The sequence below is a fragment of the Arthrobacter sp. Leaf69 genome, from assembly GCF_001422645.1.
GTDB lineage: Bacteria > Actinomycetota > Actinomycetes > Actinomycetales > Micrococcaceae > Arthrobacter.
Map to the genome: position 1 here is coordinate 365,609 of NZ_LMLR01000001.1, position 21,135 is coordinate 386,743.

General features: G+C 68.2%; 24 protein-coding genes. 10 read left to right on the forward strand and 14 right to left on the reverse strand.

The genetic code is table 11. The features are described from left to right. The first annotated feature begins 2 nt into the window (after positions 1-2). The 5 genes from ASE96_RS01675 to ASE96_RS01695 all read left to right on the forward strand — a co-directional run bounded on the left by ASE96_RS01675 (position 3) and on the right by ASE96_RS01695 (position 5,094). A complete protein-coding gene (locus ASE96_RS01675) occupies positions 3-1,709 on the forward strand; it encodes a glycoside hydrolase family 13 protein (RefSeq protein WP_056425092.1) in 1,707 nt (568 codons plus the stop codon). 44 nt (positions 1,710-1,753) lie between these two features. Beyond that, complete coding sequence (locus tag ASE96_RS01680) at positions 1,754-2,728, forward strand: aldo/keto reductase (RefSeq protein WP_268753738.1); 975 nt, start codon at positions 1,754-1,756, stop codon at positions 2,726-2,728. A 162-nt stretch (positions 2,729-2,890) separates the two neighbouring features. After that, positions 2,891-3,754, forward strand: coding sequence for an HpcH/HpaI aldolase/citrate lyase family protein (locus tag ASE96_RS01685; protein WP_056425099.1), 864 nt, complete (start codon positions 2,891-2,893; stop codon positions 3,752-3,754). A gap of 24 nt (positions 3,755-3,778) precedes the next feature. After that, complete coding sequence (locus ASE96_RS01690; protein WP_200912968.1) at positions 3,779-4,741, forward strand: DUF2797 domain-containing protein; 963 nt, start codon at positions 3,779-3,781, stop codon at positions 4,739-4,741. A 128-nt stretch (positions 4,742-4,869) separates the two neighbouring features. Continuing rightward, a complete protein-coding gene (locus ASE96_RS01695; RefSeq protein WP_056425101.1) occupies positions 4,870-5,094 on the forward strand; it encodes a DUF3188 domain-containing protein in 225 nt (74 codons plus the stop codon). Here the strand turns inward: ASE96_RS01695 and ASE96_RS01700 are convergent. Next, positions 5,084-6,745 carry a SulP family inorganic anion transporter gene (locus ASE96_RS01700; RefSeq protein WP_056425103.1) on the reverse strand — a complete coding sequence of 554 codons (1,662 nt, stop codon included), beginning with the start codon at positions 6,743-6,745 and terminating at the stop codon, positions 5,084-5,086. The genes ASE96_RS01695 and ASE96_RS01700 overlap by 11 nt on opposite strands. Next, complete coding sequence (locus ASE96_RS01705; protein ID WP_056425106.1) at positions 6,742-7,119, reverse strand: ArsR/SmtB family transcription factor; 378 nt, start codon at positions 7,117-7,119, stop codon at positions 6,742-6,744. Before ASE96_RS01705 ends, ASE96_RS01700 begins: the two co-directional genes overlap by 4 nt. A gap of 145 nt (positions 7,120-7,264) precedes the next feature. Between ASE96_RS01705 and ASE96_RS01710 the strand changes: the two genes are divergently transcribed. The 4 genes from ASE96_RS01710 to ASE96_RS01725 are packed head-to-tail and all read left to right on the forward strand — an operon-like array spanning position 7,265 to position 10,602. Next, positions 7,265-7,750 (forward strand): FAS1-like dehydratase domain-containing protein, encoded by a 486-nt coding sequence (locus ASE96_RS01710; protein ID WP_056425109.1) that lies wholly within the window; start codon positions 7,265-7,267, stop codon positions 7,748-7,750. Between the two features lie 2 nt (positions 7,751-7,752). Then, positions 7,753-8,190, forward strand: coding sequence for a MaoC family dehydratase (locus ASE96_RS01715; RefSeq protein ID WP_056425112.1), 438 nt, complete (start codon positions 7,753-7,755; stop codon positions 8,188-8,190). A 15-nt stretch (positions 8,191-8,205) separates the two neighbouring features. Beyond that, positions 8,206-9,483, forward strand: a complete 1,278-nt coding sequence (locus tag ASE96_RS01720; protein WP_056425113.1) for an MFS transporter — start codon at positions 8,206-8,208, stop codon at positions 9,481-9,483. Between the two features lie 51 nt (positions 9,484-9,534). Beyond that, on the forward strand, positions 9,535-10,602 hold the full coding sequence (locus ASE96_RS01725) for a UDP-N-acetylmuramate dehydrogenase (RefSeq protein WP_056425116.1): 1,068 nt from the start codon (positions 9,535-9,537) through the stop codon (positions 10,600-10,602). A 35-nt stretch (positions 10,603-10,637) separates the two neighbouring features. On the opposite strand, the gene ASE96_RS01730 is transcribed toward ASE96_RS01725, so the two are convergent. Further along, the gene (locus tag ASE96_RS01730) at positions 10,638-11,114 is read right to left on the reverse strand and encodes a hypothetical protein (RefSeq protein WP_056425117.1); all 477 of its coding nucleotides are present in this window, start codon (positions 11,112-11,114) and stop codon (positions 10,638-10,640) included. Positions 11,115-11,184: 70 nt separating this feature from the next. Between ASE96_RS01730 and ASE96_RS01735 the strand changes: the two genes are divergently transcribed. After that, positions 11,185-12,294, forward strand: a complete 1,110-nt coding sequence (locus ASE96_RS01735) for a winged helix DNA-binding domain-containing protein (RefSeq protein ID WP_056426569.1) — start codon at positions 11,185-11,187, stop codon at positions 12,292-12,294. 18 nt (positions 12,295-12,312) lie between these two features. Here ASE96_RS01735 and asd read toward each other — a convergent pair whose 3' ends face one another. From asd to ASE96_RS01790, 11 genes are all read right to left on the reverse strand, one after another. Further along, positions 12,313-13,455, reverse strand: a complete 1,143-nt coding sequence (gene asd, locus ASE96_RS01740) for an aspartate-semialdehyde dehydrogenase (RefSeq protein ID WP_056425118.1) — start codon at positions 13,453-13,455, stop codon at positions 12,313-12,315. Between the two features lie 51 nt (positions 13,456-13,506). Further along, positions 13,507-13,923, reverse strand: a complete 417-nt coding sequence (locus ASE96_RS01745; protein WP_056425120.1) for a hypothetical protein — start codon at positions 13,921-13,923, stop codon at positions 13,507-13,509. A 245-nt stretch (positions 13,924-14,168) separates the two neighbouring features. After that, positions 14,169-14,585: a hypothetical protein gene (locus tag ASE96_RS01750; protein ID WP_056425123.1), complete on the reverse strand. Its 417-nt coding sequence runs from the start codon at positions 14,583-14,585 to the stop codon at positions 14,169-14,171. Continuing rightward, positions 14,582-15,232, reverse strand: a complete 651-nt coding sequence (locus ASE96_RS01755) for a hypothetical protein (protein WP_056425125.1) — start codon at positions 15,230-15,232, stop codon at positions 14,582-14,584. The genes ASE96_RS01750 and ASE96_RS01755 overlap by 4 nt, the downstream gene beginning before the upstream one ends. 23 nt (positions 15,233-15,255) lie before the next feature. Beyond that, complete coding sequence (locus ASE96_RS01760; protein WP_235500067.1) at positions 15,256-16,230, reverse strand: hypothetical protein; 975 nt, start codon at positions 16,228-16,230, stop codon at positions 15,256-15,258. A 151-nt stretch (positions 16,231-16,381) separates the two neighbouring features. Next, positions 16,382-16,600 (reverse strand): NF038396 family protein, encoded by a 219-nt coding sequence (locus ASE96_RS01765; RefSeq protein WP_056425129.1) that lies wholly within the window; start codon positions 16,598-16,600, stop codon positions 16,382-16,384. 4 nt (positions 16,601-16,604) lie between these two features. After that, positions 16,605-17,192, reverse strand: coding sequence for a dihydrofolate reductase (locus ASE96_RS01770; RefSeq protein WP_056425130.1), 588 nt, complete (start codon positions 17,190-17,192; stop codon positions 16,605-16,607). Next, positions 17,189-17,992 carry a thymidylate synthase gene (locus ASE96_RS01775; protein ID WP_056425131.1) on the reverse strand — a complete coding sequence of 268 codons (804 nt, stop codon included), beginning with the start codon at positions 17,990-17,992 and terminating at the stop codon, positions 17,189-17,191. Before ASE96_RS01775 ends, ASE96_RS01770 begins: the two co-directional genes overlap by 4 nt. Positions 17,993-18,025: 33 nt before the next feature. Continuing rightward, positions 18,026-18,430: a GntR family transcriptional regulator gene (locus ASE96_RS01780; RefSeq protein ID WP_056425132.1), complete on the reverse strand. Its 405-nt coding sequence runs from the start codon at positions 18,428-18,430 to the stop codon at positions 18,026-18,028. Further along, complete coding sequence (locus ASE96_RS01785; protein WP_235500068.1) at positions 18,427-20,076, reverse strand: hypothetical protein; 1,650 nt, start codon at positions 20,074-20,076, stop codon at positions 18,427-18,429. The genes ASE96_RS01780 and ASE96_RS01785 overlap by 4 nt, the downstream gene beginning before the upstream one ends. Positions 20,077-20,154: 78 nt before the next feature. After that, positions 20,155-21,129, reverse strand: a complete 975-nt coding sequence (locus tag ASE96_RS01790) for an NUDIX hydrolase (protein WP_056425133.1) — start codon at positions 21,127-21,129, stop codon at positions 20,155-20,157. Positions 21,130-21,135 lie beyond the last annotated feature (6 nt).

Here is a 21,135-nt window from a genome sequence, read left to right on the forward strand (position 1 = left end):
CCTTGTCCAACACCGCCACGCTGGCAACCCTGTCCGGTTCCGATCTCGCAGCCGACCCCAACTGGTGGCGCCAGGCATCCGTCTACCAGATCTACCCGCGGAGCTTCTCCGATTCGAACGGCGACGGCCTCGGCGACATCAAGGGCATCACCGCCAAGGTCCCCTACCTGAAGGAACTCGGGATCGACGCCGTCTGGCTCAGCCCGTTCTACCCCTCAGCGCTCGCGGACGGCGGCTACGACGTCGACGACTACCGCGACGTGGACCCCAAGCTCGGCACGTTGGAAGACTTCGACGAAATGTCCGCCGCGCTGCACGCTGCCGGCATCAAGCTGATCGCCGACATCGTCCCCAACCATTCCTCCAACCGGCACATCTGGTTCCGGGAAGCCCTCGCGTCCCCCCGCGGCTCCGACGCGCGTGAGCGCTACATCTTCCGGGACGGCAAGGGCGAGAACGGCGAGATCCCGCCGTCGGACTGGGAATCCGTCTTCGGCGGACCCGCCTGGGAACGCATCACCGAACCGGACGGCACCCCCGGCCAGTGGTACATGCACATTTTCGCCAAGGAACAGCCGGACCTGAACTGGTCCAACCGTGAAATCCGGGACGACTTCCTCAAGACCCTGCGCTTCTGGTCCGACCGCGGCGTGGACGGCTTCCGCGTCGACGTCGCCCATGCCCTCACCAAGGACCTCACCGAGCCGCTGCTGTCCAAGGTCGAGCTGAGCGAGGCCAACAGCGGCACTGACGGATTCGATGATGGCTCGCACCCGTTCTGGGACCGCGACGAGGTCCACGAGATCTACGTCGAATGGCGCGAGGTCTTCAACGAGTACAACCCGCCGCGCACCGCCGTCGCCGAGGCCTGGGTCCACGCCAGCCGCCGCGGCCGCTACGCGAGCCCCGAGGGCCTGGGCCAGGCGTTCAACTTCGACCTCCTGCAGGCCGACTTCGACGCCGACGAGTTCCGCGAGATCATCACCCGGAACCTCGCCGAAGCCACCGAGTCCGGCGCCTCCTCCACCTGGGTGTTCTCCAACCACGACGTCGTCCGGCACGCCACGCGCTACGGCCTGCCCAAGGGCGGCGGCAAACACGCCAAGGGCCAGGACGGCAAGGGCTGGCTGCTGGCCGGTGCCCCCGCCGAGGAGCTCGACGTCGACCTCGGCCTGCGCCGCGCCCGTGCGGCCACCCAGCTGATGCTCGCGCTGCCGGGCTCCGCGTACCTGTACCAGGGGGAGGAACTCGGCCTGCAGGAGGTCGCGGACATCCCCGACTCCGAGCGGCAGGACCCGACGTTCTTCCGCAACAAGGGCGTGGAGATCGGCCGGGACGGCTGCCGCGTCCCGCTGCCTTGGGCCGCCGAGGGCAGCTCCTTCGGCTTCGGCGACGGCGGGGCGCACCTGCCGCAGCCGGAGTGGTTCGGCCGCTACGCCGTCGCGGCCGAGGACGGCGTGGACGGTTCCACGCTGGAGTTCTACCGCCAGGCGCTGAAGCTGCGCCGGGAACTCCAGACCTCGGAGGAGCTCGAATGGCACACCGCGGCCAACCCCGACGTCCTGCACTTCAGCCGCCGCGGTGGCTGGCAGACAGTGACCAACTTCGGCGACATGCCCGTTGAACTTACCGCCGGAACTGTGCTGCTCAGCAGCGGACCGCTCGACGGGAACCTCCTGCCGGGCAACACCACCGTCTGGCTGCGGTGACCCCCGGGGCGCAGAAGAGGCCGGCCGAGCAACCGGACCCCGGCCTGCAATCGAACCCTGTCCAGCAACCGAACCCTGGCCAGGAGCTGATTTATGGCTGCATGGGTCTTGGCGGCAGCTGGTCGTCGGAGCCGTACTCGTCCGCGCAGGTGGACGAGGCGGCGGCCGCCGTCGACGCTGCCCTCGAAGCGGGCATCACCCTCTTCGACCATGCCGATATCTACCGCGGCGGCAAGTCGGAGGCGGTGTTCGGCGAGGTGCTGGCCAACACTCCAGGTCTGCGGGAACGTATCCGGCTGCAGACCAAGTGCGGCATCCGGCTCAACGAACACGGGCTGGAGGGCTACTACGACCTGAGCCGGGACTCCATCCTGGCCCGCGTCAACGAAAGCCTCGCCCGGCTCCGCACGGACTACGTGGACGTGCTCATGCTCCACCGCCCCGACCCGTTGATGGACCCCGCGGAGGTGGGTTCCGCCGTCGGGCAGCTGATGGCGGAAGGCAAGGTCCGGGCGCTGGGCGTGTCCAACATGTCGGGGGCGCAGATCGAGGTCCTGCAGGACCGCCTCGAGACTCCGGTGGTCGCCAACCAGCTGGAGATGAGCCTGCTCAAGCGCGCCTGGCTGGAGAGCACGGTGCTGGTCAACCATGCCGAGGGGACGGACTACAGCTTCCCGCACGGCACGGTGGAGCACGGTGTCCGGCACGGGATCACCCTGCAGGCTTACGGCGCACTGGCCCGGGGCCTCTACACCGGGGCGCCTGCCGCAACTCCGTCGGCGGCGGAAGAAGCGACCACCGCGCTCGTGGCGCAGCTGGCCGCGGAGAAGCAAACCACCGGGGAGGCGATCCTGCTGGGCTGGTTGATGAAGCACCCGGCCGGTATCGCCCCCGTGATCGGCACCGCCAATCCGGACCGCATCCGGGCCTGCGCGGACGCGGCCGCTGTGGCCGCGGCCATGACCCGGCCCGAGTGGTACCGGCTCTGGGTGACGGCGCGGGGCAGCAACATCCCGTAAAGCTTCCGCCTTCCGGGCAGCTGGCAGCAGGGGCCTTTTTGAGCGCTCAAAAGGGCTTCTGCTGCCGGTTACCCGGGCGGGGCTGTGATATTGGTCGTATTGGACACCGTCGGGGGCCGGAATACTTCGCGGGAGACACCCCGGAACGGATAGCGTAGATACATGACCTCCACCACCACCGCCGGGACCGTCCGGCCTCAACGCAACATTCCAGCTGAAATCGCCCGCTCCTGGCTGCTGGTGAACGCAATGAAAACCGAACTCTTCGATCAGTCCTCCGTCTCCCGGGCGGACGCCATCATCCTGGATATCGAAGACGCGGTGGACCCCTCGCAGAAGGACGCAGCCCGCGCCAACGTCGTGGACTGGCTGACCGCCGGCGGCAACGCCTGGGTCCGGATCAACGACGCCACGAGCCCCTTCTGGGCCGACGACCTCGCCGGGCTGCGCGGCACCCCCGGCCTGCTCGGCGTGATGCTCGCCAAGACCGAGTCCGCGGACCAGGTCACCGAGAGCTTCCACCGGATGGACGGCAAAACGCCCGTCATCCCCCTCGTCGAGTCCGCCGTCGGCATCGAGGAAGCCAACAACATCGCCAAGGCCCAGGGCGCGTTCCGGCTCGCCTTCGGCTCCGGCGACTTCCGCCGCGACACCGGCATGGCAGCCACCCCGGAAGCCATGGCGTACCCGCGCGCCAAGCTGGTCGTGGCCAGCCGCGTGGGCAACCTGCCCGGCCCCATCGACGGGCCCACGGTGGGCACCAACCACCCGATCCTGCGCGAGCAGACCGGCATCACGGTCATGATGGGCATGACCGGCAAGCTGTGCCTCGCGATCGACCAGACCCACGTCATCAACGAGGTCATCAGCCCGACGCCGTCCGACGTCGCCTGGGCCACTGACTTCATGGCCGACTTCGAGGCCAACGGCCGCGTGATCCGCGACGGTTCGGACCTGCCGCGCCTGGGCCGCGCCGAGAAGATCATGAAGCTCGCGGTAGCCTTTGGGGTGCAGCCGGCCCTGTAGCCCGCCCCGAACCAAGGAGACCCCGTGACCGATACCCGCTATCTGGTCCACGGGGTCTTTTGGGATGCCGAACTTTCCGGACCCGGCTCCAAACCGGCGGAAGCCGGCCCCTCCGGCGGTGTGCACCCGGTGATGCGCCTCCAGGACCCCGACGGCGGAGTCACCGGCCTGGCGCTGGAAGCAGGCACCCGGCTGGGTTTCCGCGTCCCCACGCCGGGGAAGCGCTGCCTGGGCCACCACAAGGTGCATGGACCCGCGGACCGGGACCACGTCCTCTGCGCGGCCCGGGCGTACGCGGTGAAAGGAAGCCAGTGCGAACGGTGCTTCGTGGTGGACGATTCCCGGCTCATCCACGACTTCCACCGCGGCGGACGCGTGCCGCCCGGACTGCGGGCCTACCTGATGCAGCCGCACTGGCTGTACATCGCCACGTTCGCCGGCGGCGCCAGCAAAGTGGGCACCGCGGCGGACCTGCGGAAATGGAAACGGCTCGCCGAGCAGGGCGCCGTCGTCGCCCGCTACGTCGCCCGCGCCGACGACGGCCGGGTGGTCAGGCTCCTGGAGGACATGGTGACCCGCGACGCCGGCCTGCCGCAGCAGATCCGGTCGGCTGCCAAGGCCGCGGCCCTGACCGGCCCGGTCCCCGCCGTCGGGCTGGACACCCTGAACAGCAGGCTGGCCGGCGGCGTCCGTGAGCTGTTGGCCGGTGTCGGGGGAGGCGGATTCGAGGTCGTCGACGAGCCATGGATCCGGCCGGGACTGTCGGACGCGGCCTGCGCGCCGGCCGTCCGGCACGCCTACCCGCACGAGCTCAGCACGGGAACCCACGGGTTCCGGATCGACTCGCTGAGCGGCAGCATCGCACTGGCCCGGCTCGACGGGGCCGACCTTGAGTTCGTCGTCAACCTCGGCCAGTTAAAGGCCCGGACCATTGTCTTCGGCGACCATGGGACGGACGTTCCGGCGGTCCAGGAGTCGCTGTTCTGACGCTGGAAGTGCCCCGTGATGCGCCAAATACCGGACGCTCCCGTACTCCCGCGTCGCCAGGCATTTTGAGTGTCGCCAGGAATTTAACGGCTCGCGGAGTTGCCGGCGGTCCCCAGTAGACTGGCACGGTGCTGAAAGAATTCTGGGAAACCGCATCGACCACCTACAAGGTACTGGTTTTCAGCGCCATGGGGATGCTCGGAATCGGGATCGTCCTCAACCTGGTGGGTAACAGCACGGGCAACCAGGACCTCGCCGTTGCCTCCCTCGCTGTGATCGGAGCCGGCCTCATCCTGCACATCGCCGGGATTGTGGTCCGCGGCCAGACGATCCGCAAAAACCTCAAACGTTAGCGGCGGCATTCCGGCGGACATGGCTGCGGGCATGTTCCACGGCCGCGGGCAGCGACGTAAACAGGTGCTTGTGGTGCCGCAGCGACCGGATCACCCCGACGTTGGTCACAAGATCGAGGTGTTGTGGCTGGACGCCCTTGAGGAGAACCGTCACGCCGCGCAGCTCCAGCGCTGAAATGACCTCCACCAGTGTGTGGGCCCCGGTGGCGTCGAGCATCCGCACCTGTGACAGCCGGATGATGGCCACCTGGATGTCCTTGACCTGGCTGATTTCCTGCAGGACGCGCTCCGCGGCGCCGAAGAACATGGCCCCGTCCAGCCGGAAGATCGCGATGTGTTCGTCGCCCGGTTCAGGTGGTCCCGGGATTTCCTCGCGTTTCACCCCGCTGAGCGAGGCGAACTTCCGCAGCGTGAAGAGGGCCGCGGCGACCAGGCCGATCTCGATGGCCACGATCAGGTCGAATGCCACGGTGATGAGGGCTGTCAGGACGAACACAAAGGCGTCGGCGCGGGTGGAACGCATGATGGCTGTCACCGTGTGCCTGGAAACCATCCGGCTGGCTGTGACCATCAGGATCCCGGCGAGGACCGCCAGCGGGATCTTCCCGACCAGCCCGGCCGCAAAGTAGATGATGGCCAGCAGAACCAGGGCGTGCACAATGGCGGAGAGCCGGGTCCTGGCCCCGGACCGGACGTTGACCGCGGTCCGGGCGATGGCGCCCGTGGCGGGCATGCCGCCGAAGAACCCCGCCGCGATCGAGGCGAGTCCCTGCCCCGTGAGTTCCCGGTCCGGGCTGTAAGCCCCGGAGGGCCTCCCGTCAGGACCCACCAGGCCGGCGGCCACCCGTGCGGACAGCAGGGACTCGATGGCCGCGAGCATCGCGATGGACACCGCGGGCATCAGCAGCCCGCCCATGGTCGCCGGATCCAGGGCGGGCATCGACGGCGCGGACACGGACTGCGGCAAGGCTCCGATCCGGGGAATGTCCAGCTGGAGCAGCTCGGCGGCCGCCGTGGCCAGGAGCACGGCGATCAGGCTCGCGGGCAGGGCTTTGTTCAGCCTCGGAAGCAGCAGCATCACCGCCGCCACCCCCGCGACGACGCCGAGGGTCTGCAGCACGGTGGGCAAGGTCGCCTGGGAGGCGCTCTCGACGGCGGCCAGCAGGGTGTTGTGCCCCGGGATCCCCGCGGTGCCGGTCGCCATCGGGACCTGCTGGAGGAAGATGATCGCGGCGATACCGAGCGTGAAGCCCTCCACGACGGGCCACGGAATGAAGGCCACCGCCCGGCCCAGTCCGCTGATGCCCAGCATGACGACCAGCAGGCCGGCCAGCAGGGAGACCAGGGCGATGCTGCCGGGGCCGTGGAGCGCGACCACCGGGGCCAGCACTACCACCATGGCGCCGGTAGGCCCGGACACCTGCACGTGGGAGCCGCCCATGACCGCTGCCACCAGGCCGGCCACCACGGCGGTGATGAGCCCGGCCTCTGCGCCCACACCGGAGCTCACTCCGAAGGCCAGCGCCAGCGGCAGGGCCACAATCCCGACGGTGATGCCCGCCAGCAGATCCGTTTTCCAGGAGGAGCGCAGCCCGTCGTAGTCGCGGCGGGAAGGCAGGAACCGGCGGAGATGCCCGGGGACGGCACTCACGAATCGGCGCCCTTGAGATGCTCGCTGGGCAGTCCCTGCGCGAGTTTTAGCTGTTCGTTGGAATCGGCCAGGCTGTCGAGGAGGAACGTCCGGGCGATGGCCAGTAGCTCGGCGATCTTCGGATGCGCCAGCCGGTAGGTCACGGCGTTGGCGGACCGGGACGAGGTCACCACCCCGTGCCTGCGCAGCGTGGCGAGGTGCTGGGAAAGATGCGACGCTTCCAGGCCGGTCTCGGAAAGCAGATAGCTGACGGGTGCCGAATGGTCCGGCGCGGCAGACAGCAGCTCAAGGACCCGGATCCGTGCCGGGTGGGCAAGGGCCTTGAACAGGTTGGCTTTGATTTCGTACAAGGGGGTCTGCGCTGGTGAAATCATCGCGGCCTGTGCTTTCTCATCGCCGCTACCCGGGGCCGGCCATGAATTGATGAAATGATGTTTTCATCATACCGTATCTCGTCATCCTGTTCATCCCCGGTCATCGGCGCGGGAGGCCCGGCGGCGTGGCGATAGGCTGGTTCCCATGACTATCAATCCGGATCTGCAGGGCCGCAGCTACCCTGCCGCAGAGGTGTACGACGTCGGCCGCGAGAAGATCCGCGAGTTCGCCCGCGCGGTGAAGGCCACGCACCCCGCCCACTTCGACGTGGCGGCCGCCGCCGCGCTGGGGCACCGCGACCTCGTGGCACCGCCGACCTTCGCGATTATTGTCGCCCAGCGGGCCGACGCCCAGCTGATCGAGGACCCGGACGCCGGCATCGACTTCTCCCGGGTGGTCCACGCGGACCAGCGCTTCGTCCACCACCGCCCGATCCTGGCCGGGGACCGCTTGGTCGCGGAACTCCATGTCGACGGCGTCCGCGCGATGGGCGGCGGTGCCATGATCACCACCCGCTCGGAGATCTTCGCACTTACCGCAGGTGCAGACGCCGTCGCCGCAGGCGACGATTCGCGTGAAGCCGTCGCCACCGCCACCTCGTCCATCCTGGTCCGCGGAGAGGGACAGTAGCCATGACACCCACACTTGCAGAACTCACTATCGGCCAGGACATCGGCAGCCGCAGCATCGACGTCACCCGCACGGACCTCGTCAAGTACGCCGGCGCCTCCGGCGACTTCAACCCCATCCACTGGAACGAGGCCTTCGCCACCAGCGTGGGGCTGCCCGGCGTGATCGCCCACGGCATGTTCACCATGGGTTCGGCCGTCCAGCTCGTCACCGACTGGGCCGGCGATCCCGCCGCCGTCATCGATTTCCAGACCCGCTTCACCAAGCCCGTTCCGGTGGCGGACACCACCGGGACGCCCGACGCCGGCGCCGTCATCGAGGTCTCCGGCGCCATCGGGGCGCTCGACGCCGACGCAGGTACCGCCCGCGTCGACCTGACGGTCCTCTCGGCGGGGCAGAAGGTGCTGATGAAGGCCCAGGCCGTCGTCAGGCTGGCCTGACCGTATGGCGATGCTGTGAGCGTGCGCACCGGCCAGTCCGCGGAGGTCACGCACTGGCGTAACGCCGTCGTGGTCGCCTACGCAGTCAGCGGCATCGCGTTCGCCAGCTGGGTGTCCCGGTTGCCGGCCATCCGCGACGGGCTGGACCTCACCCCCGGAAGCGTCGGGCTGCTGCTGCTGTGCATGACCCTGGGTTCCTTCATTTCGGTCTCCGCATCGGGGCTGATCGTGCTGCGGTTCGGCTCGAAGCAGACCATCCGGATCGGCAGCATCATGGTGGGCGCCGGACTGATCCTCGCCGGACTTGGAACCTCCGTCCTGGTCAACCCGCTCGCCGTCGCCGCCGGGCTGGCCGTGATCGGACTTGGCACCGCCAGTTGGAACACGGCCTCCAACGTCGAAGGTGCCGCCGTGGAGCGCGCCGTCGGCCGGCACATCATGCCGCGGCTGCATGGCTCCTTCAGCCTCGGTACCGTGGCCGGCGCCGCGGCGGGCGCCTGGGCCGCCGGTGCCGGCGTCCCCGTCTTCTGGCACCTCGGGGCCGTGGGGCTGCTGGTCGCGGGTTCCGTGGCCACGGCCGCGTCGTGGTTCCGCGCCGACATCACTCCGGTGGACGGCAGGCAGACCTTCAAGCCGGGCGAACTTGATACGTTCGAGGATCCCTCCACCGGGCCGATCCCGGTCATCCGGCCGGCGACGGACCAGCCCGATGAACCGCTGGACAACAAACGCCAGATCGCCCAGGCCTGGCGGGACCGCCGGACCCTCCTGCTGGGCGTCCTCGTGCTGGGACTCGCCCTCGCCGAGGGCGCAGCGGGGGACTGGGTGGCACTCGCGCTCGCCGACGGCCACGGCCAGTCGGACGCCGCAGGAGCCGCCGGGTACGGGCTCTTCGTCACGTTCATGACGATCGGCCGTTTCGCGGGGACCGTAGTCCTTGACCGCTTCGGCCGGGTCCCGGTGATGCGCTGGTGCGCGGCCCTGGCCGTACTGGGGCTGGGCCTGTTCGTCTTCGCGCCGGAGCCCTGGGTTGCCTACGTCGCCCTCGCGGTCTGGGGACTCGGCGCCTCCCTCGGCTTCCCGGTGGGCATGTCCGCCGCTGCCGATGACCCCCTGAAGGCGGCCGCCCGGGTTTCTGTGGTGTCCACGATCGGGTACGGCGCTTTCCTCTGCGGCCCGCCCCTGCTCGGCCTGCTGGCGGAGCACGTGGGCATCCTGCACTCCTTGCTGGCCGTGATGGTGATGCTGGTGGTCAGCTTCCTGCTCTCCCCGGTGGCCCGGAAGGCCAGCTAGCGGAAGCGCTCGGCTTAGGGGAGGCCGCCGGAACCCCGCTAGGCTGGTCAGGTGACCCAGACTCTGCTTTCCGCCCTGACCACGGCCGCCGTCGGCGGCCCCGCCGGACGTTTCATCGAGGCCCGCACCGAGGCCGAAATCATTGATGCCGTCCGATCGGCGGACGCCGCCGCCGAGCCGCTGCTGATCATCGGCGGCGGCTCCAACCTGCTGGTGTCCGACGACGGGTTCCCCGGCACCGTCCTGAAGATCGCCTCGGAGGGATTCGCCGTCAGCGCGGAGGATTCCTGCGGCGGGGTCGCCGTTGTGGTCCAGGCCGGCCACAACTGGGATGCCCTGGTGGCGCACGCCGTCCGGCACGCCTGGTCCGGCATCGAGGCGCTCTCCGGCATCCCCGGCGCCACGGGAGCCACCCCGGTCCAAAACGTTGGAGCGTACGGCGCGGACGTCTCCCAGACGATCGCCGCCGTGCGGACCTGGGACCGGCACCGCAACGCCGTGCAGACCTTCACGAACTCGGAGCTGAAGTTCGGCTACCGCGATTCAGTCCTCAAGCAGACCACCGTCAACGGCTCCCCGCGCTACGTCGTCCTCACGGTCGAGTTCCAGTTGCCGCTGGGCCGCATGAGTGCCCCCGTCCGCTACGCCGAACTCGCCCGTGCCCTGGGCGTCGAAGCCGGCCAGCGCGCCTATTCCACCGACGTCCGGCGCGAAGTGCTCCGGCTCCGGGGGTCCAAAGGAATGGTGTGGGACGCGGCGGACCGGGACACCTACTCCACCGGCTCCTTCTTCACGAACCCCATCGTGCCGGCAGAGGTCGCCGCAACGCTGCCCGACGATGCGCCGCGGTACCCTGGCGGCGCCGACGGGCTGACCAAGCTCTCGGCGGCCTGGCTGATCGACCAGGCCGGCTACGCCAAGGGATTCGGGCTGGAACCCGACAGCGTCTCCGGCGGCCGGGCGTCCCTGTCCACCAAACACACGCTCGCCATCACCAACCGGGGATCGGCCAGTGCGGCGGACCTGCTGGCGATTGCGCGCGAGGTGCGCCGCGGCGTCGTCGAACGCTTTGGGATTGAACTTCATCCGGAACCGCTGCTCATCGGCGTGGAGCTCTAGGGCGCGGCGCTCGTCAGTTCCTGCTGCGGCCCTCGTCAGTTCCTGCTGCGGCGCGGGGCGACTTTGCTGAAGAGCAGGAACGTCAAGCCGGAGGCGGCGGCGCCAAGGAAGAACACCTGGCAAAAGGCGACGGACTGCGTGCTGGGCCCGCTGCGGAGCATAAGCCCCGCGACCGCGAAGACCACCGCCCCGGCGAGCAGGGCCACGGAGCCGAGCAGGAGGCTTTGCACCGTGTCCGGCAGGCCGCCGGATTCCAGGTCCTCCGGTGCAACGTCGTCCAGCGCACGCTGGCGCGGCTGTACGGATGCTGCCGTGACGAAGCTGGCCACCGCCACCGCTGTGGACGCCATGGCCACCAGCTGCAGGGTGCTCATCATGGGGGAGAGGCGTGTTCCGCTGGCAATGGCAATGGCGAGACCGGCAGTCATGCCGGCTGCGCTGGAAGCCCAGCCCAGCAGGGCTAGGCTCCGGCTCAGGGGCCGCAGCAGCGGCCACATCTCACTCATGGTCATCCATCAAGGGTAGGCAGTCCGGCTGGAAGGCTGCTGGGAACCAGCCGCCAGGAGTCCTAGCATGGTGTGCATGACAGCAACGGCGCGTGTCCGGCTCAGCCGGGGGATCCTGGGGCGGCTGCGGCTGGCCTCGCAGGGACTGGCCGGGTCCGGGTTCCGCAGTGTCGCGGCAGCGGTGCGCTGGATGACGGCCATGCAGGCCCAGGACCTGCAGGCGGCCCTCTGGGCCGTCGGTCAGCGGGTGCCGGGGTCCCGCGTCACGGATATCCGCAGCGCCCTGGACCGCGGGGAGATCGTGCGGTCCTGGCCGATGCGCGGCACGCTGCACCTGCTGGCACCCGAGGACCTGAAGTGGATGCTGGCCATCACCTCCGACCGGCTGATCCGGGGTATGGCCGGGCGCCACCGGGAGCTCGAGATTGGTGCCGCGGACGTCGGCGTCGCAGCGGACACCGCGTTGCAGCTGGTCTCCGGCGGGGCGGCCGCCAGCCGGGCGGAGCTGTTCCAGGCCTTCGAGCGGGCCGGCCAGAGCACGGCCGGCCAGCGCGGCATACACCTGCTGGGGGTCCTGTGCCAGCGCGGTTGGCTGGTGCAGGGGCCGCTCGTCGGCAACCAGCAATTAGTGGTGGCCTTCGACGACTGGATCACCGGGTCGCGCTCCCTGGACCGCGCGGAGGGCATCGCAGAGTGGCTGCTGCGCTATCTCCGCAGCCACGGGCCCGCCACGGAACGTGACTTCTCCTGGTGGTCCGGCATCCCCCTGAAAGAGGTCCGCGCGGCCCTGGCCCGGGTGAAGAACCAGCTGGTGGAGTTGACGTTCGAGGGGACAACCTACTGGCTCTCCCCGGAAACGGCGGCCCTCCTCGATGAAGGGGTCCCCGCGGGGCGCCTGGTGCTTGCGCTGCCCGGATTCGACGAGTTCCTGCTCGGCTACACGGACCGGTCGCTCGTGCTGCCGCCGGAGCATGCCGACAAGATCGTGCCGGGCGGCAACGGCGTTTTCCGGAAGACGATCGTCGCCGGCGGCCAGGTCGTTGGCACCTGGGAGGTGTCGCGCAACGGGAAGGCCGCGGTGGTGGTGGTGCCGGAGCCCTTCGACGAGATCAACGGACTGCGGCCTGCCGCCCAAAGATCCTTTGAGCTGCAGGCCGCGAAGTACCGGAGATTCGTCGGCACCTGAACGGGGGCGGAGACGTCCCTAGAGGTTTCCGGTCGCGATGTTGAGCATACGGCGCAGCGGTTCGGCGGCACCCCACAGAAGCTGGTCGCCCACGGTGAAGGCGCTGATGTACTGCGGCCCCATTTCCAGCTTGCGGATGCGGCCCACCGGAATGTCGAGGGTGCCGGAGGCCGATACGGGGGTGAGGTCCGCCATGGACGCGTCCTTGGTGTTGGGCACCACCTTGGCCCACTCGTTGTCCGCGTCCAGGAGCTTCTCGATCTCAGCAACGGAGAGGTCTTCGCGGAGCTTGAGCGTGAGTGCCTGGGAGTGCGAGCGCATCGCGCCGATCCGGATGCACAGGCCGTCCATGATGATGTGCTCGTCGCCGGACGTGCCGAGGATCTTGTTGGTCTCCACCCCGGCCTTCCACTCCTCCTTGGACTGGCCGTTGCCGAGGTCCGCATCGATCCACGGGATGAGCGATCCGGCCAGCGGGACGCCGAACTGCGAGGCGTCGATGTCGGTGCGCTGGTGGGCCAGGACCTTGCGGTCAATGTCCAGGATGGCCGACGCCGGATCATCCAGTTCCGAGCTGACCTGGGCGTTGAGCGTGCCGAACTGGTTCAGCAGTTCGCGCATGTGCCGGGCGCCGCCGCCGGAGGCGGCCTGATAGGTCATGGAGGTGCCCCACTCGACGAGGCCGTTCTTGAACAGCCCGCCGAGGCCCATCAGCATGCAGGAGACGGTGCAGTTGCCGCCGATGAAATCCTTGGTGCCGTTGGCCAGGCCCTTGTCGATGACGTCGCGGTTGATCGGGTCCAGCACGATGATCGAATCGTCGTTCATCCGCAGCGTGGAAGCGGCATCGATCCAGAGACCGTCCCAGCCGCGGCTGCGCAGCTCGCCGTGGACCTGTTTGGTGTAGTCCCCGCCTTGGGCGGTCACGATAATCGGCAGCTTGGCGAGGGTCTCGACGTCGAACGCGTCCTCGAGCTTGCCGGCATCGCCCCCGGCAGGACCAGCGAAGGAGGGGGCGGCACCTCCGGCGTTGGAGGTGGAGAAAAAGACCGGGTTGATGTTGGCGAAGTCGCCCTCATCCTGCATGCGCTGCATCAGGACGGAACCGACCATGCCACGCCAACCGACAAGTCCAACGGACGGAGTAGCTGCTGTAGTCATTGGCCCAGTTTAGACTTTGGCGGCTCCGGGGCGCAGCCGGTTACGTCACTCTCAGTTCAGCTGGCGCGGGCTGGGATCCGGGAGGCCCCGCTCCCGGCGGATTTTTCGTGCCCGGAATTCGGACAGCGCCAGCCGCACGGCGTAGACCAGGCCGGCCATGCCGCCGATCGTCAGCACGAGTGCTCCCCACCGCGGGTCCTGGCCGTTGGCGGTGGGAGCAGCGATCAGGAAGATAGAAAATGCCGTCACCGCAGCGAAAACGGCGCCGAGGACCAGCATGCCCGGGGCGGTGGTGACGATGGGGCCGGAGCCGGCCCGGGCGAACCCGATTTCATCCGCGGCGTAGCTGTGCAGCCTGCCGCCGTCCATGGTCCGGGTCAGGAGGCGCTTTTCGCCGGCGGCTACGGCTTGTTCGTGCCAAGCCCTGGTCTGTTCGTCCTCGCGACGGCGGGCTGCGTCGTTGTCCATTGTCTTCAGTCTTTCCGGGTTGAGCGGATACGTTCGAGGACCTCGTTGTCAGCGAGTCCGGCGATCTCCTCGATGGTGCCGGTGCCTGGGCCGCTGTAGCCGACGCTCTAAGAACCGCCGGCCCGCTTGACCAGCAGTTGGCGCCCGTCCGGATCTTCGAGGCGCCCGCGCCCAACGCGCTCTTCGACGGGCCTCGGGACGTTATCGGCCCTGTGCGGCGGCCTCACGGAGCCCGGCTTTGCGAATTACTGGGAGACGTGCCCGGCGCCAGGCTCGGGTACCCGCCGCTCTTTCCGTAGCTTCTTGGCCCGGTACTCGCCTCTGGCCATGCCGAAGGTGTACCAGGCTCCAAAACCTCCGAGCGCCGTCAGGAATAGTGCGCCCCAGAATGGCTGCTCGTTGCGGCCCACGGGGCCCAGCAGCATCACCAGGGACAGAATAATCAAGAGTCCCATCACGGCTGTGAGGATTCCCATACCCCACCAGGACCGGACCTGCACTTGTCCACGGCCGGGAGAAAACCCGATTTCGTCGGCGGGATAGCTGTGCAGTTCGCCGGTGTCGGTCTTGCGCAGCACGCGCTGCTCTCCCCGCGCGAGCGCCTCCTTGTGTTCGGCATACACGTCATCGTTGCGGCGTTCACGCTCGCGATCGAAGCTCACAGTTCGTCCTGACGGATGGTGCGGATCTGGTCAAGGAGGGCAGTATCGTCCAGGCCGGTGGTTTCAGCGATGTCCTGCTGCCCCGTGCTGGACGTGCCGATCGTCCATGACCCGTCACCGCCCTTTTTCACGTATAGGGTCTGCCCCGTGGGCTCCTCCCGGCGGCGAAGTGTAGCTCCGCCCTGCGGATGAGTGTGCAGATGCTGCTTAATGACCATCATATTGGCCTCAGCGGCGGTGACGTCAGGCCTCTGCGCCATGGCCCACCATGTGAAGTAGGCGCGGGGCTGGAACAGCAGATGGACGTCCTCGCTTTCCATGCAGATGACGCTGTCACCTCCGTCCGCCGTGAGCAGGGAGATCTCCATGCGGCGGCTTGCGGAACTGAGCACTGCGGCCACGGCAGCAGTGGGTCCTGCTACGGAAAGAAGGCCATCGCTTTCGGCCTCAGCCAGCCCGCGAGCCACCAGGGAGGAGGCGCCTGCGCTCACCATGTCTGTATCGCCCAGATAGCTGCCCACCCTCAGCGCCTCGGCGCTAAGCACCGCCGCTTCACCGCCCCTCAGGCTTGCGAGGGTAGCTATCTCGGCAAACCCGAAGCCGATGGCATCCGGTATGGCGGTGGCCTCCGTTGCAGTTTCAGTCATCGTCGATACCTTTCGTTATGAGCTCAGAACCCGAAGAAGTCGCCAACTTTGTCGGCAGCGTCCCCGGCGCCGTCCCAGGCCGCCTCGGCGCTGTCGGCGATGGAGCCGCCGATGGCATTGACAGTCTCCTTGACCACCGGCACATTGTCGTAAATCGCAAGTGCACCGGAAGCGACCATGGCCGCGGTTCCTACCGGTGGCGGGGCGAAGCTTGCCACGCCCAGACCCGCCTTGATTCCAGAGTAAACGGCGGCACCCTGGTCACCATCACTGATGTGGTTGACCGTGTCCAGCAGGTCAAGGCCAACGCCGACTCCGCCGAGGGCTTTTCCTCCGACCTCAAAAAATGTTGCTGCCTTCCCGCCGTCGGCAAGGTTCAGGGCCGTATCCCACCTGCCATCGAACAGCTCAGAAGAAGTGTTGAAATACTGGCTCAGCATGTTCGTGTCCTGGAATGCCTTAGCCACATTCCTGAAGTCCTTGGAGAAGAACTCGGAAACGCCGTCTGCTTTGCTGATGAAGTGAGCCAGGTCGAAGAGGCCGGCTCGGAGATTCGGAAGAGCTTTGGTTAGGCCATAGATGTCCCAGCCGTCGCGGAACGGGGAGTCCGGGTCCGCAAACCAGTCCGGGCCCCACGGGTCATTGCTGCCCTGGCCCGGGAGAGGTGCATGGGAACCGGTGGTGCCGGCAGGTCCAACCCCGGATCCGCCGCCGGCCCCCGTAGCCGCATTGCTGGCCTTCTCCTGCTGCTCGGCGTGGGTCATCAGCCGTTTTGACTCTTCCTTGAGGGCCAGTGCGGTCTTCTGGATCAGGGCCCGGTGGTTTCCGTTCCATTCAGACTTGAAGCGGGCGCCGTCGGCCCCTTTCCACGACGTATTGCCATTGATGGCAGAGGTCAGCGTGGTGGACTGCTGCAGCAGTGTCTCGGACGTTTTGCCGAACTGTTGCGCGAGTGTCCGCAACTGGGCGACGTCGGCGCCCCACAAATTTCCTGCCATCCTGGCATCCCCCTTTGACGTGCATCAGCCTAACCGGCTTCGTCCGGGACCTGATGCATCCCGGTGTGCGAATCTAACCGGGACCAATGTAGCCGGAACCGCGGCACCCGGGCGATGGGGTGATCTCCCCATCACCCCGACTAAACCGGGCTCACTCGCCGCGGCGCTCCGTGAGCAGCGCATGCTTGCGCTTCCGGAGCGCGAAGAATGCTCCGAAGGCGAAGGCCTGGGTGATCACCACGAGCACGATTGCCCCGACGATCTTGTTGCCGCCCAGGATCATGGTCAGCCCCACGATCGCGGACAGCAGCGCCAGCAGCGGGAGCAGCATGTAGCCAAGGACAAAGAGGGTTTCGGGTTTCTTCAGCATTTCCTTAGCCCTCCGTCCGGCGCCACACGTTGATGCGGTAGCGGGTGCCGTTCTCGGCGCTCTGCCACCCGTCGGCCGGCAGGCTCGCGCCCATGGTCCAGTCGTAGCCCAACTCCGGGGCGAAGGTGTCGCCTTCGGTGGTGGTGTCGATCGTGGTGATGACGGCGACATTGGCCAGGTCCATGGACTGCGCGTAGATGTTGCCGCCGCCGATGATCCAGACCATGTCGTTGCCGGGGGCGAACTGGGACTCCAAGAGCGCGTCGTCCAAAGACTTAACCGCGATGGCGCCTTCCGCCGCGGGGGTCCCGCCCCAGTCTTCCTGGCGGGTGATGACAATGTTCGTCCGCCCGGGCAGCGGCCGGTATTTGTCGGGGAAGGACTCCCACGTCTTGCGGCCCATGATCACCGGGTGGCCGGTAGTGAGCCGGGTGAAGTGCAGCATGTCCTCGGGCAGGCGCCACGGCATGCCGCCGTCCTTGCCGATGACACCGGTGCTGGTCTGGGCCCAAACAACGCCAAGCCCGGTGAGGGCCGTCAGCGCGTCGGAAAAGTGGGCGGGCTGATGGCCCGGCAGTTTGTCGTTGCTCATACGGCTATCGGGGCCTTAATCGTCGGGTGGTGCTGGTATCCGACCACCTCGAAGTCATCGAGGGTGTAGTCGAAGATGGAGTCCGGCTTGCGGGTGATCTTGAGCTGCGGGTACTCGTAGGGGGTGCGCGTGAGCTGTTTGAGGACCTGGTCCATGTGGTTGTCGTAGATGTGGACGTCGCCGCCGGTCCAGACGAATTCGCCCGGTTCCAGGCCGGTCTGCTGGGCGATCATGCAGGTCAGCAGGGCGTAGGAGGCGATGTTGAACGGCACGCCCAGGAAAGTGTCCGCGGAGCGCTGGTAGAGCTGGCAGGAGAGCTTGCCGTCGGCCACGTAGAACTGGAAGAAGGCGTGGCACGGCGGGAGCGCCATGTCCTTAAGCTCGGCGACGTTCCAGGCCGAGACGATGTGACGGCGGGAATCCGGGTTGGTCCGGAGGTTCCCGATGAGTTCGGCGATCTGGTCGATGTGGCCGCCGTCGGGGGTCGGCCAGGAGCGCCACTGGACGCCGTAGACCGGGCCGAGTTCGCCGTCGGCGTCGGCCCATTCGTTCCAGATGGTGACGCCCTGGTCCTGCATCCATTTCACGTTGGTGTCACCGCGGAGGAACCAGAGCAGCTCGACAGCGACGGACTTGAAGTGCACGCGCTTGGTGGTGATCAGGGGGAAACTCTTGCTCAGATCGAAACGCATCTGGCGGCCGAACACACTCAGGGTGCCCGTCCCGGTACGGTCCGATTTGTGCGTGCCGTGTTCCAGGACATCGCGCAGGAGGTCTTCATAGGGCGTTGGAATGCTCACCGTCCCAGTCTACTGAGAACTGGCTTTCCGTCCTTATCCGTCTTGCTGGCTGAGCTTCGTCTGCAGGATTGCCAGCAGGGCGGCGTCGTCGAATCCCGATTTTCGGCCTTCCGCAATGTAGTGCTCGACGGCGGTGGTCACCGCCCCGGCGACGCTCTCCGGTGCTGGGACGCCGGGCGGGTTCGCGTCCCCAAGCGTCCCCGCGACCACCGTGCCGTTGCGGCGCCTGGTCTCGATCAGCCCCGCCTGCTCGAGTTCCCGGTAGGCGCGCGCAACGGTCCCGGGCGCGATGCCGAGGTCCGCGGCCAGGCTCCGGACCGTGGGCAGCCGGGTGCCCGGCGCCAGTGTTCCAAGGGCGATCAGCGAGGCGATCTGCGCCCTGATCTGTTCGAACGGCGGTGTGGCCGAGCCCAGATCCACGGAGATCCCTGCGGTCATGCGGAGACTTCCTGCCTCGGCAGGGGAGGAGCCGCGGCCGGCCGGGCCAGGGCCCGCACCGGGATGACCGCGATGACTGTGGCCGCGACCCCGAGGACGGCTCCGACAGCGATCGCGGGCCACCAGGACGTTGCGGCGGGGTCGGTCTCACCGAAAGCAGCCCGGCCCAACAGCTCCGCCCAGGCATTGCTCCGGGTCAGCAGGAGCACTGCGGCCTGGGCGGTGAGGGTGGCTGCGAGGGTCCGCACCACACGGTGGACCGTGACGGCCCGCAGGGCCGCGTCCAGACCGGCGGGAGCATCGGCAATTCCGCGGCGGCGCCTCGCCGTGACGATCGCGGGCAGGGACACAGCGAACACTCCGGCCGTGAGGAGCGTGGCCGGAACCCAGTCCTGGTTCTCACCGCGGCGGGCCTGCCCCGCCGCGGTGAGAACCAGGACAATAAGGAAGACGAGCAGCGCCAGGACGGCGGTTGTCAGCAAAGCGGGGCTCACCGGCTGCCGGGGCCAACGGCGCGGTGCGTCAGGGCTGCCGTAGTTGTGCTGCAGCAACAGTTCCCCGGCGGCAATGACCAGCAGCACGGAGGCGGCCATCAACGCCACGAACCCCGCAAAACCGTACGTGGCGGCAGCCATGAGGGCCTGGGTGAGGAATACACCGGCCACCAGCGGCACAGCGGCGGCCAGCCCCAGCAGCGCGCCGAGGGAGGAGACCAGCCTGGCGGCCGGGTGCTGCCGGACGGCGGCGGTCCCTGGTTCCGGGCGGTTCCGGACGCCCAGCCCGGCTGCCGCCAACCGCGGAGGCCGCCACCACCACATCACGAGCAGGACCACCGTGCATGCCAGGCCGGCCGGATTCGCCCACGACGTCATCCCCTGGGCCGGATCGGGCCGCGCCGCGAAGTTCCCCGCGATGGCCGCCAACCCGGCAGCCACCGTGGCGACCGTCCGGAGCAGCCGGTTCATCGCGATGGTCCGCAGGACGGCGTTGTCCGCCGCGTCGAGGGACTCCAGCTGCCGGCGGCTGGCGATCAGCCACAGCACCAGCCACGTCCCGCCGGCCAAGACCAGCAGGGCGCCGCCGAGCCAGCCGGCCACTTCCGGCCCAGGGATGCGTCCGTCCCCGCCGCCGTTGTAGTAGGTGGATTGGCCGTCGCTGACCTGGGTGGGCGCCACGGCAGCGAATCCCGGGAGGGTGGCGGTCCCGGCAATACCTGCAGCGGCGGTGCCAAAGATGGCGGCCGTGGTCAGTGCCAGCCTGCGGGGCAGGAAATCGCGGATCCGCCGGACGGACAGGACGGCCTGCCGCCGCATCCGCCGGGGGCCCGGGTAACTGATCTGGCCCAGGGCATGCACCGTCAGGCAGCCCAGAACCGGCCACATGAGCGCCGGCAGGATGGTCCCGGCGGTGGTCAGGGCAGCGCCGGTGGAAGGGTTGGCCGGAATGATACCCACGTTTACCGCCCCCTGCAGGGAGCTCGCCAGCCAGCCGATGACGCCCACCCAGAGCGCGTGCTCCGACACCGACGCCGGCGACGTTCCCGTGTTGGGCGCCCAGATCACCCAGCGCAACACCAGGTAGACAACGACGGCGGTGAGGAGCGGACCCAGCAACAGCAGCGGCGTCAGGTCGGACTGGACCGGCATAAATCCCCCAAAGATTCTGCGGCAATGTATCAAGTGTTTGATACAAACTACGGCCAGGACCGTGGAGGGTCAAGGACCTCAGTCGTCAAAGGGCCGGAACCGCTCCACCGCGACCACTTTGTCCTTGCTGTGATGCGCCACGTGGCACACCACGATTTCGCCGGGGGCGAGGAACGGATCGGAGTCCGGCAGTTGGCCCCGCAACCGGGATCCCATGTGCTTTGCGAGCTGCGCGAACACGGTGGGGAGGGCAGGGCGATGCGTGCACAGCGCCACGGCCCGCTGCTTGTCGAAAAGTCCCTCGACGGCGGCGGCTGTCTTGTGCGGATGGCGGCCGTGCCGGTGCTCCGTGAGGGCTTCATTCAGCTTCACTTTTGCATCGGTTGCCTTGGCGTAGGGGGCGATGGTGGCGACGCACCTCAGCCAGGGGCTGGACACAACACGCATGGGCTTCCAGGCCTGCAACAGCCGCCCTACCGCCTGCGCTTGCCGCAGACCGGTGGCGGCCAGGGGACGGTCCCCTTCGGCCTTGGACCATGACGAGCGCGGCTTGGCTTTGGCGTGGCGCACGACAAGGAGCGGCCACGTCTTCAGTTCGCCCCGGGCGTGGGCCGCCGCCAAATGCTCCAGCGGGCCCACATCGCTCGGGTTGCTCAGCAGCCGGGCCGCTTTCTCCGGCGAGCACCACATGACGCTGTCCACTTCCTTGCCGTCCGGCAGCAGCGCCGCCCCGTCGACGTCCACCGCCCAGTAATGGACAACCTTCAGGCCGGCGGGGACGTGGTAATGGATGGGGGGCAACGGGATGCCCAGCGGCGCTTTCAACCCGATTTCCTCGTCCACCTCGCGGGCGGCACACTCGGGCACCGTCTCGCCGGGGTCGATCTTGCCTTTGGGCCAGGACCAGTCGTCATACCGCGGGCGGTGGATCAGGAGGACCTCAAGGTCCTTGCCGCCCGCGGTGACGCGCCACGGCACGGCACCCGCAGCCACCACCGCAATTTCCTCGCCGGGATGGTCTGTCTGGTCGGCGACCAGTGCATCGCTACTCAATGCCAG

Excerpts from the sequence above, each read along its gene's own strand:
- ASE96_RS01685 (WP_056425099.1), top strand. The coding sequence starts at position 2,891 with ATGACCTCCACCACCACCGCCGGGACCGTCCGGCCTCAACGCAACATT.
- ASE96_RS01705 (WP_056425106.1), bottom strand. The coding sequence starts at position 7,119 with ATGATTTCACCAGCGCAGACCCCCTTGTACGAAATCAAAGCCAACCTG.
- ASE96_RS01710 (WP_056425109.1), top strand. The coding sequence starts at position 7,265 with ATGACTATCAATCCGGATCTGCAGGGCCGCAGCTACCCTGCCGCAGAG.
- ASE96_RS01715 (WP_056425112.1), top strand. The coding sequence starts at position 7,753 with ATGACACCCACACTTGCAGAACTCACTATCGGCCAGGACATCGGCAGC.
- ASE96_RS01730 (WP_056425117.1), bottom strand. The coding sequence starts at position 11,114 with ATGACCATGAGTGAGATGTGGCCGCTGCTGCGGCCCCTGAGCCGGAGC.
- ASE96_RS01735 (WP_056426569.1), top strand. The coding sequence starts at position 11,185 with ATGACAGCAACGGCGCGTGTCCGGCTCAGCCGGGGGATCCTGGGGCGG.
- asd (WP_056425118.1), bottom strand. The coding sequence starts at position 13,455 with ATGACTACAGCAGCTACTCCGTCCGTTGGACTTGTCGGTTGGCGTGGC.
- ASE96_RS01745 (WP_056425120.1), bottom strand. The coding sequence starts at position 13,923 with ATGGACAACGACGCAGCCCGCCGTCGCGAGGACGAACAGACCAGGGCT.
- ASE96_RS01755 (WP_056425125.1), bottom strand. The coding sequence starts at position 15,232 with ATGACTGAAACTGCAACGGAGGCCACCGCCATACCGGATGCCATCGGC.
- ASE96_RS01760 (WP_235500067.1), bottom strand. The coding sequence starts at position 16,230 with ATGGCAGGAAATTTGTGGGGCGCCGACGTCGCCCAGTTGCGGACACTC.
- ASE96_RS01765 (WP_056425129.1), bottom strand. The coding sequence starts at position 16,600 with ATGCTGAAGAAACCCGAAACCCTCTTTGTCCTTGGCTACATGCTGCTC.
- ASE96_RS01770 (WP_056425130.1), bottom strand. The coding sequence starts at position 17,192 with ATGAGCAACGACAAACTGCCGGGCCATCAGCCCGCCCACTTTTCCGAC.
- ASE96_RS01780 (WP_056425132.1), bottom strand. The coding sequence starts at position 18,430 with ATGACCGCAGGGATCTCCGTGGATCTGGGCTCGGCCACACCGCCGTTC.
- ASE96_RS01785 (WP_235500068.1), bottom strand. The coding sequence starts at position 20,076 with ATGCCGGTCCAGTCCGACCTGACGCCGCTGCTGTTGCTGGGTCCGCTC.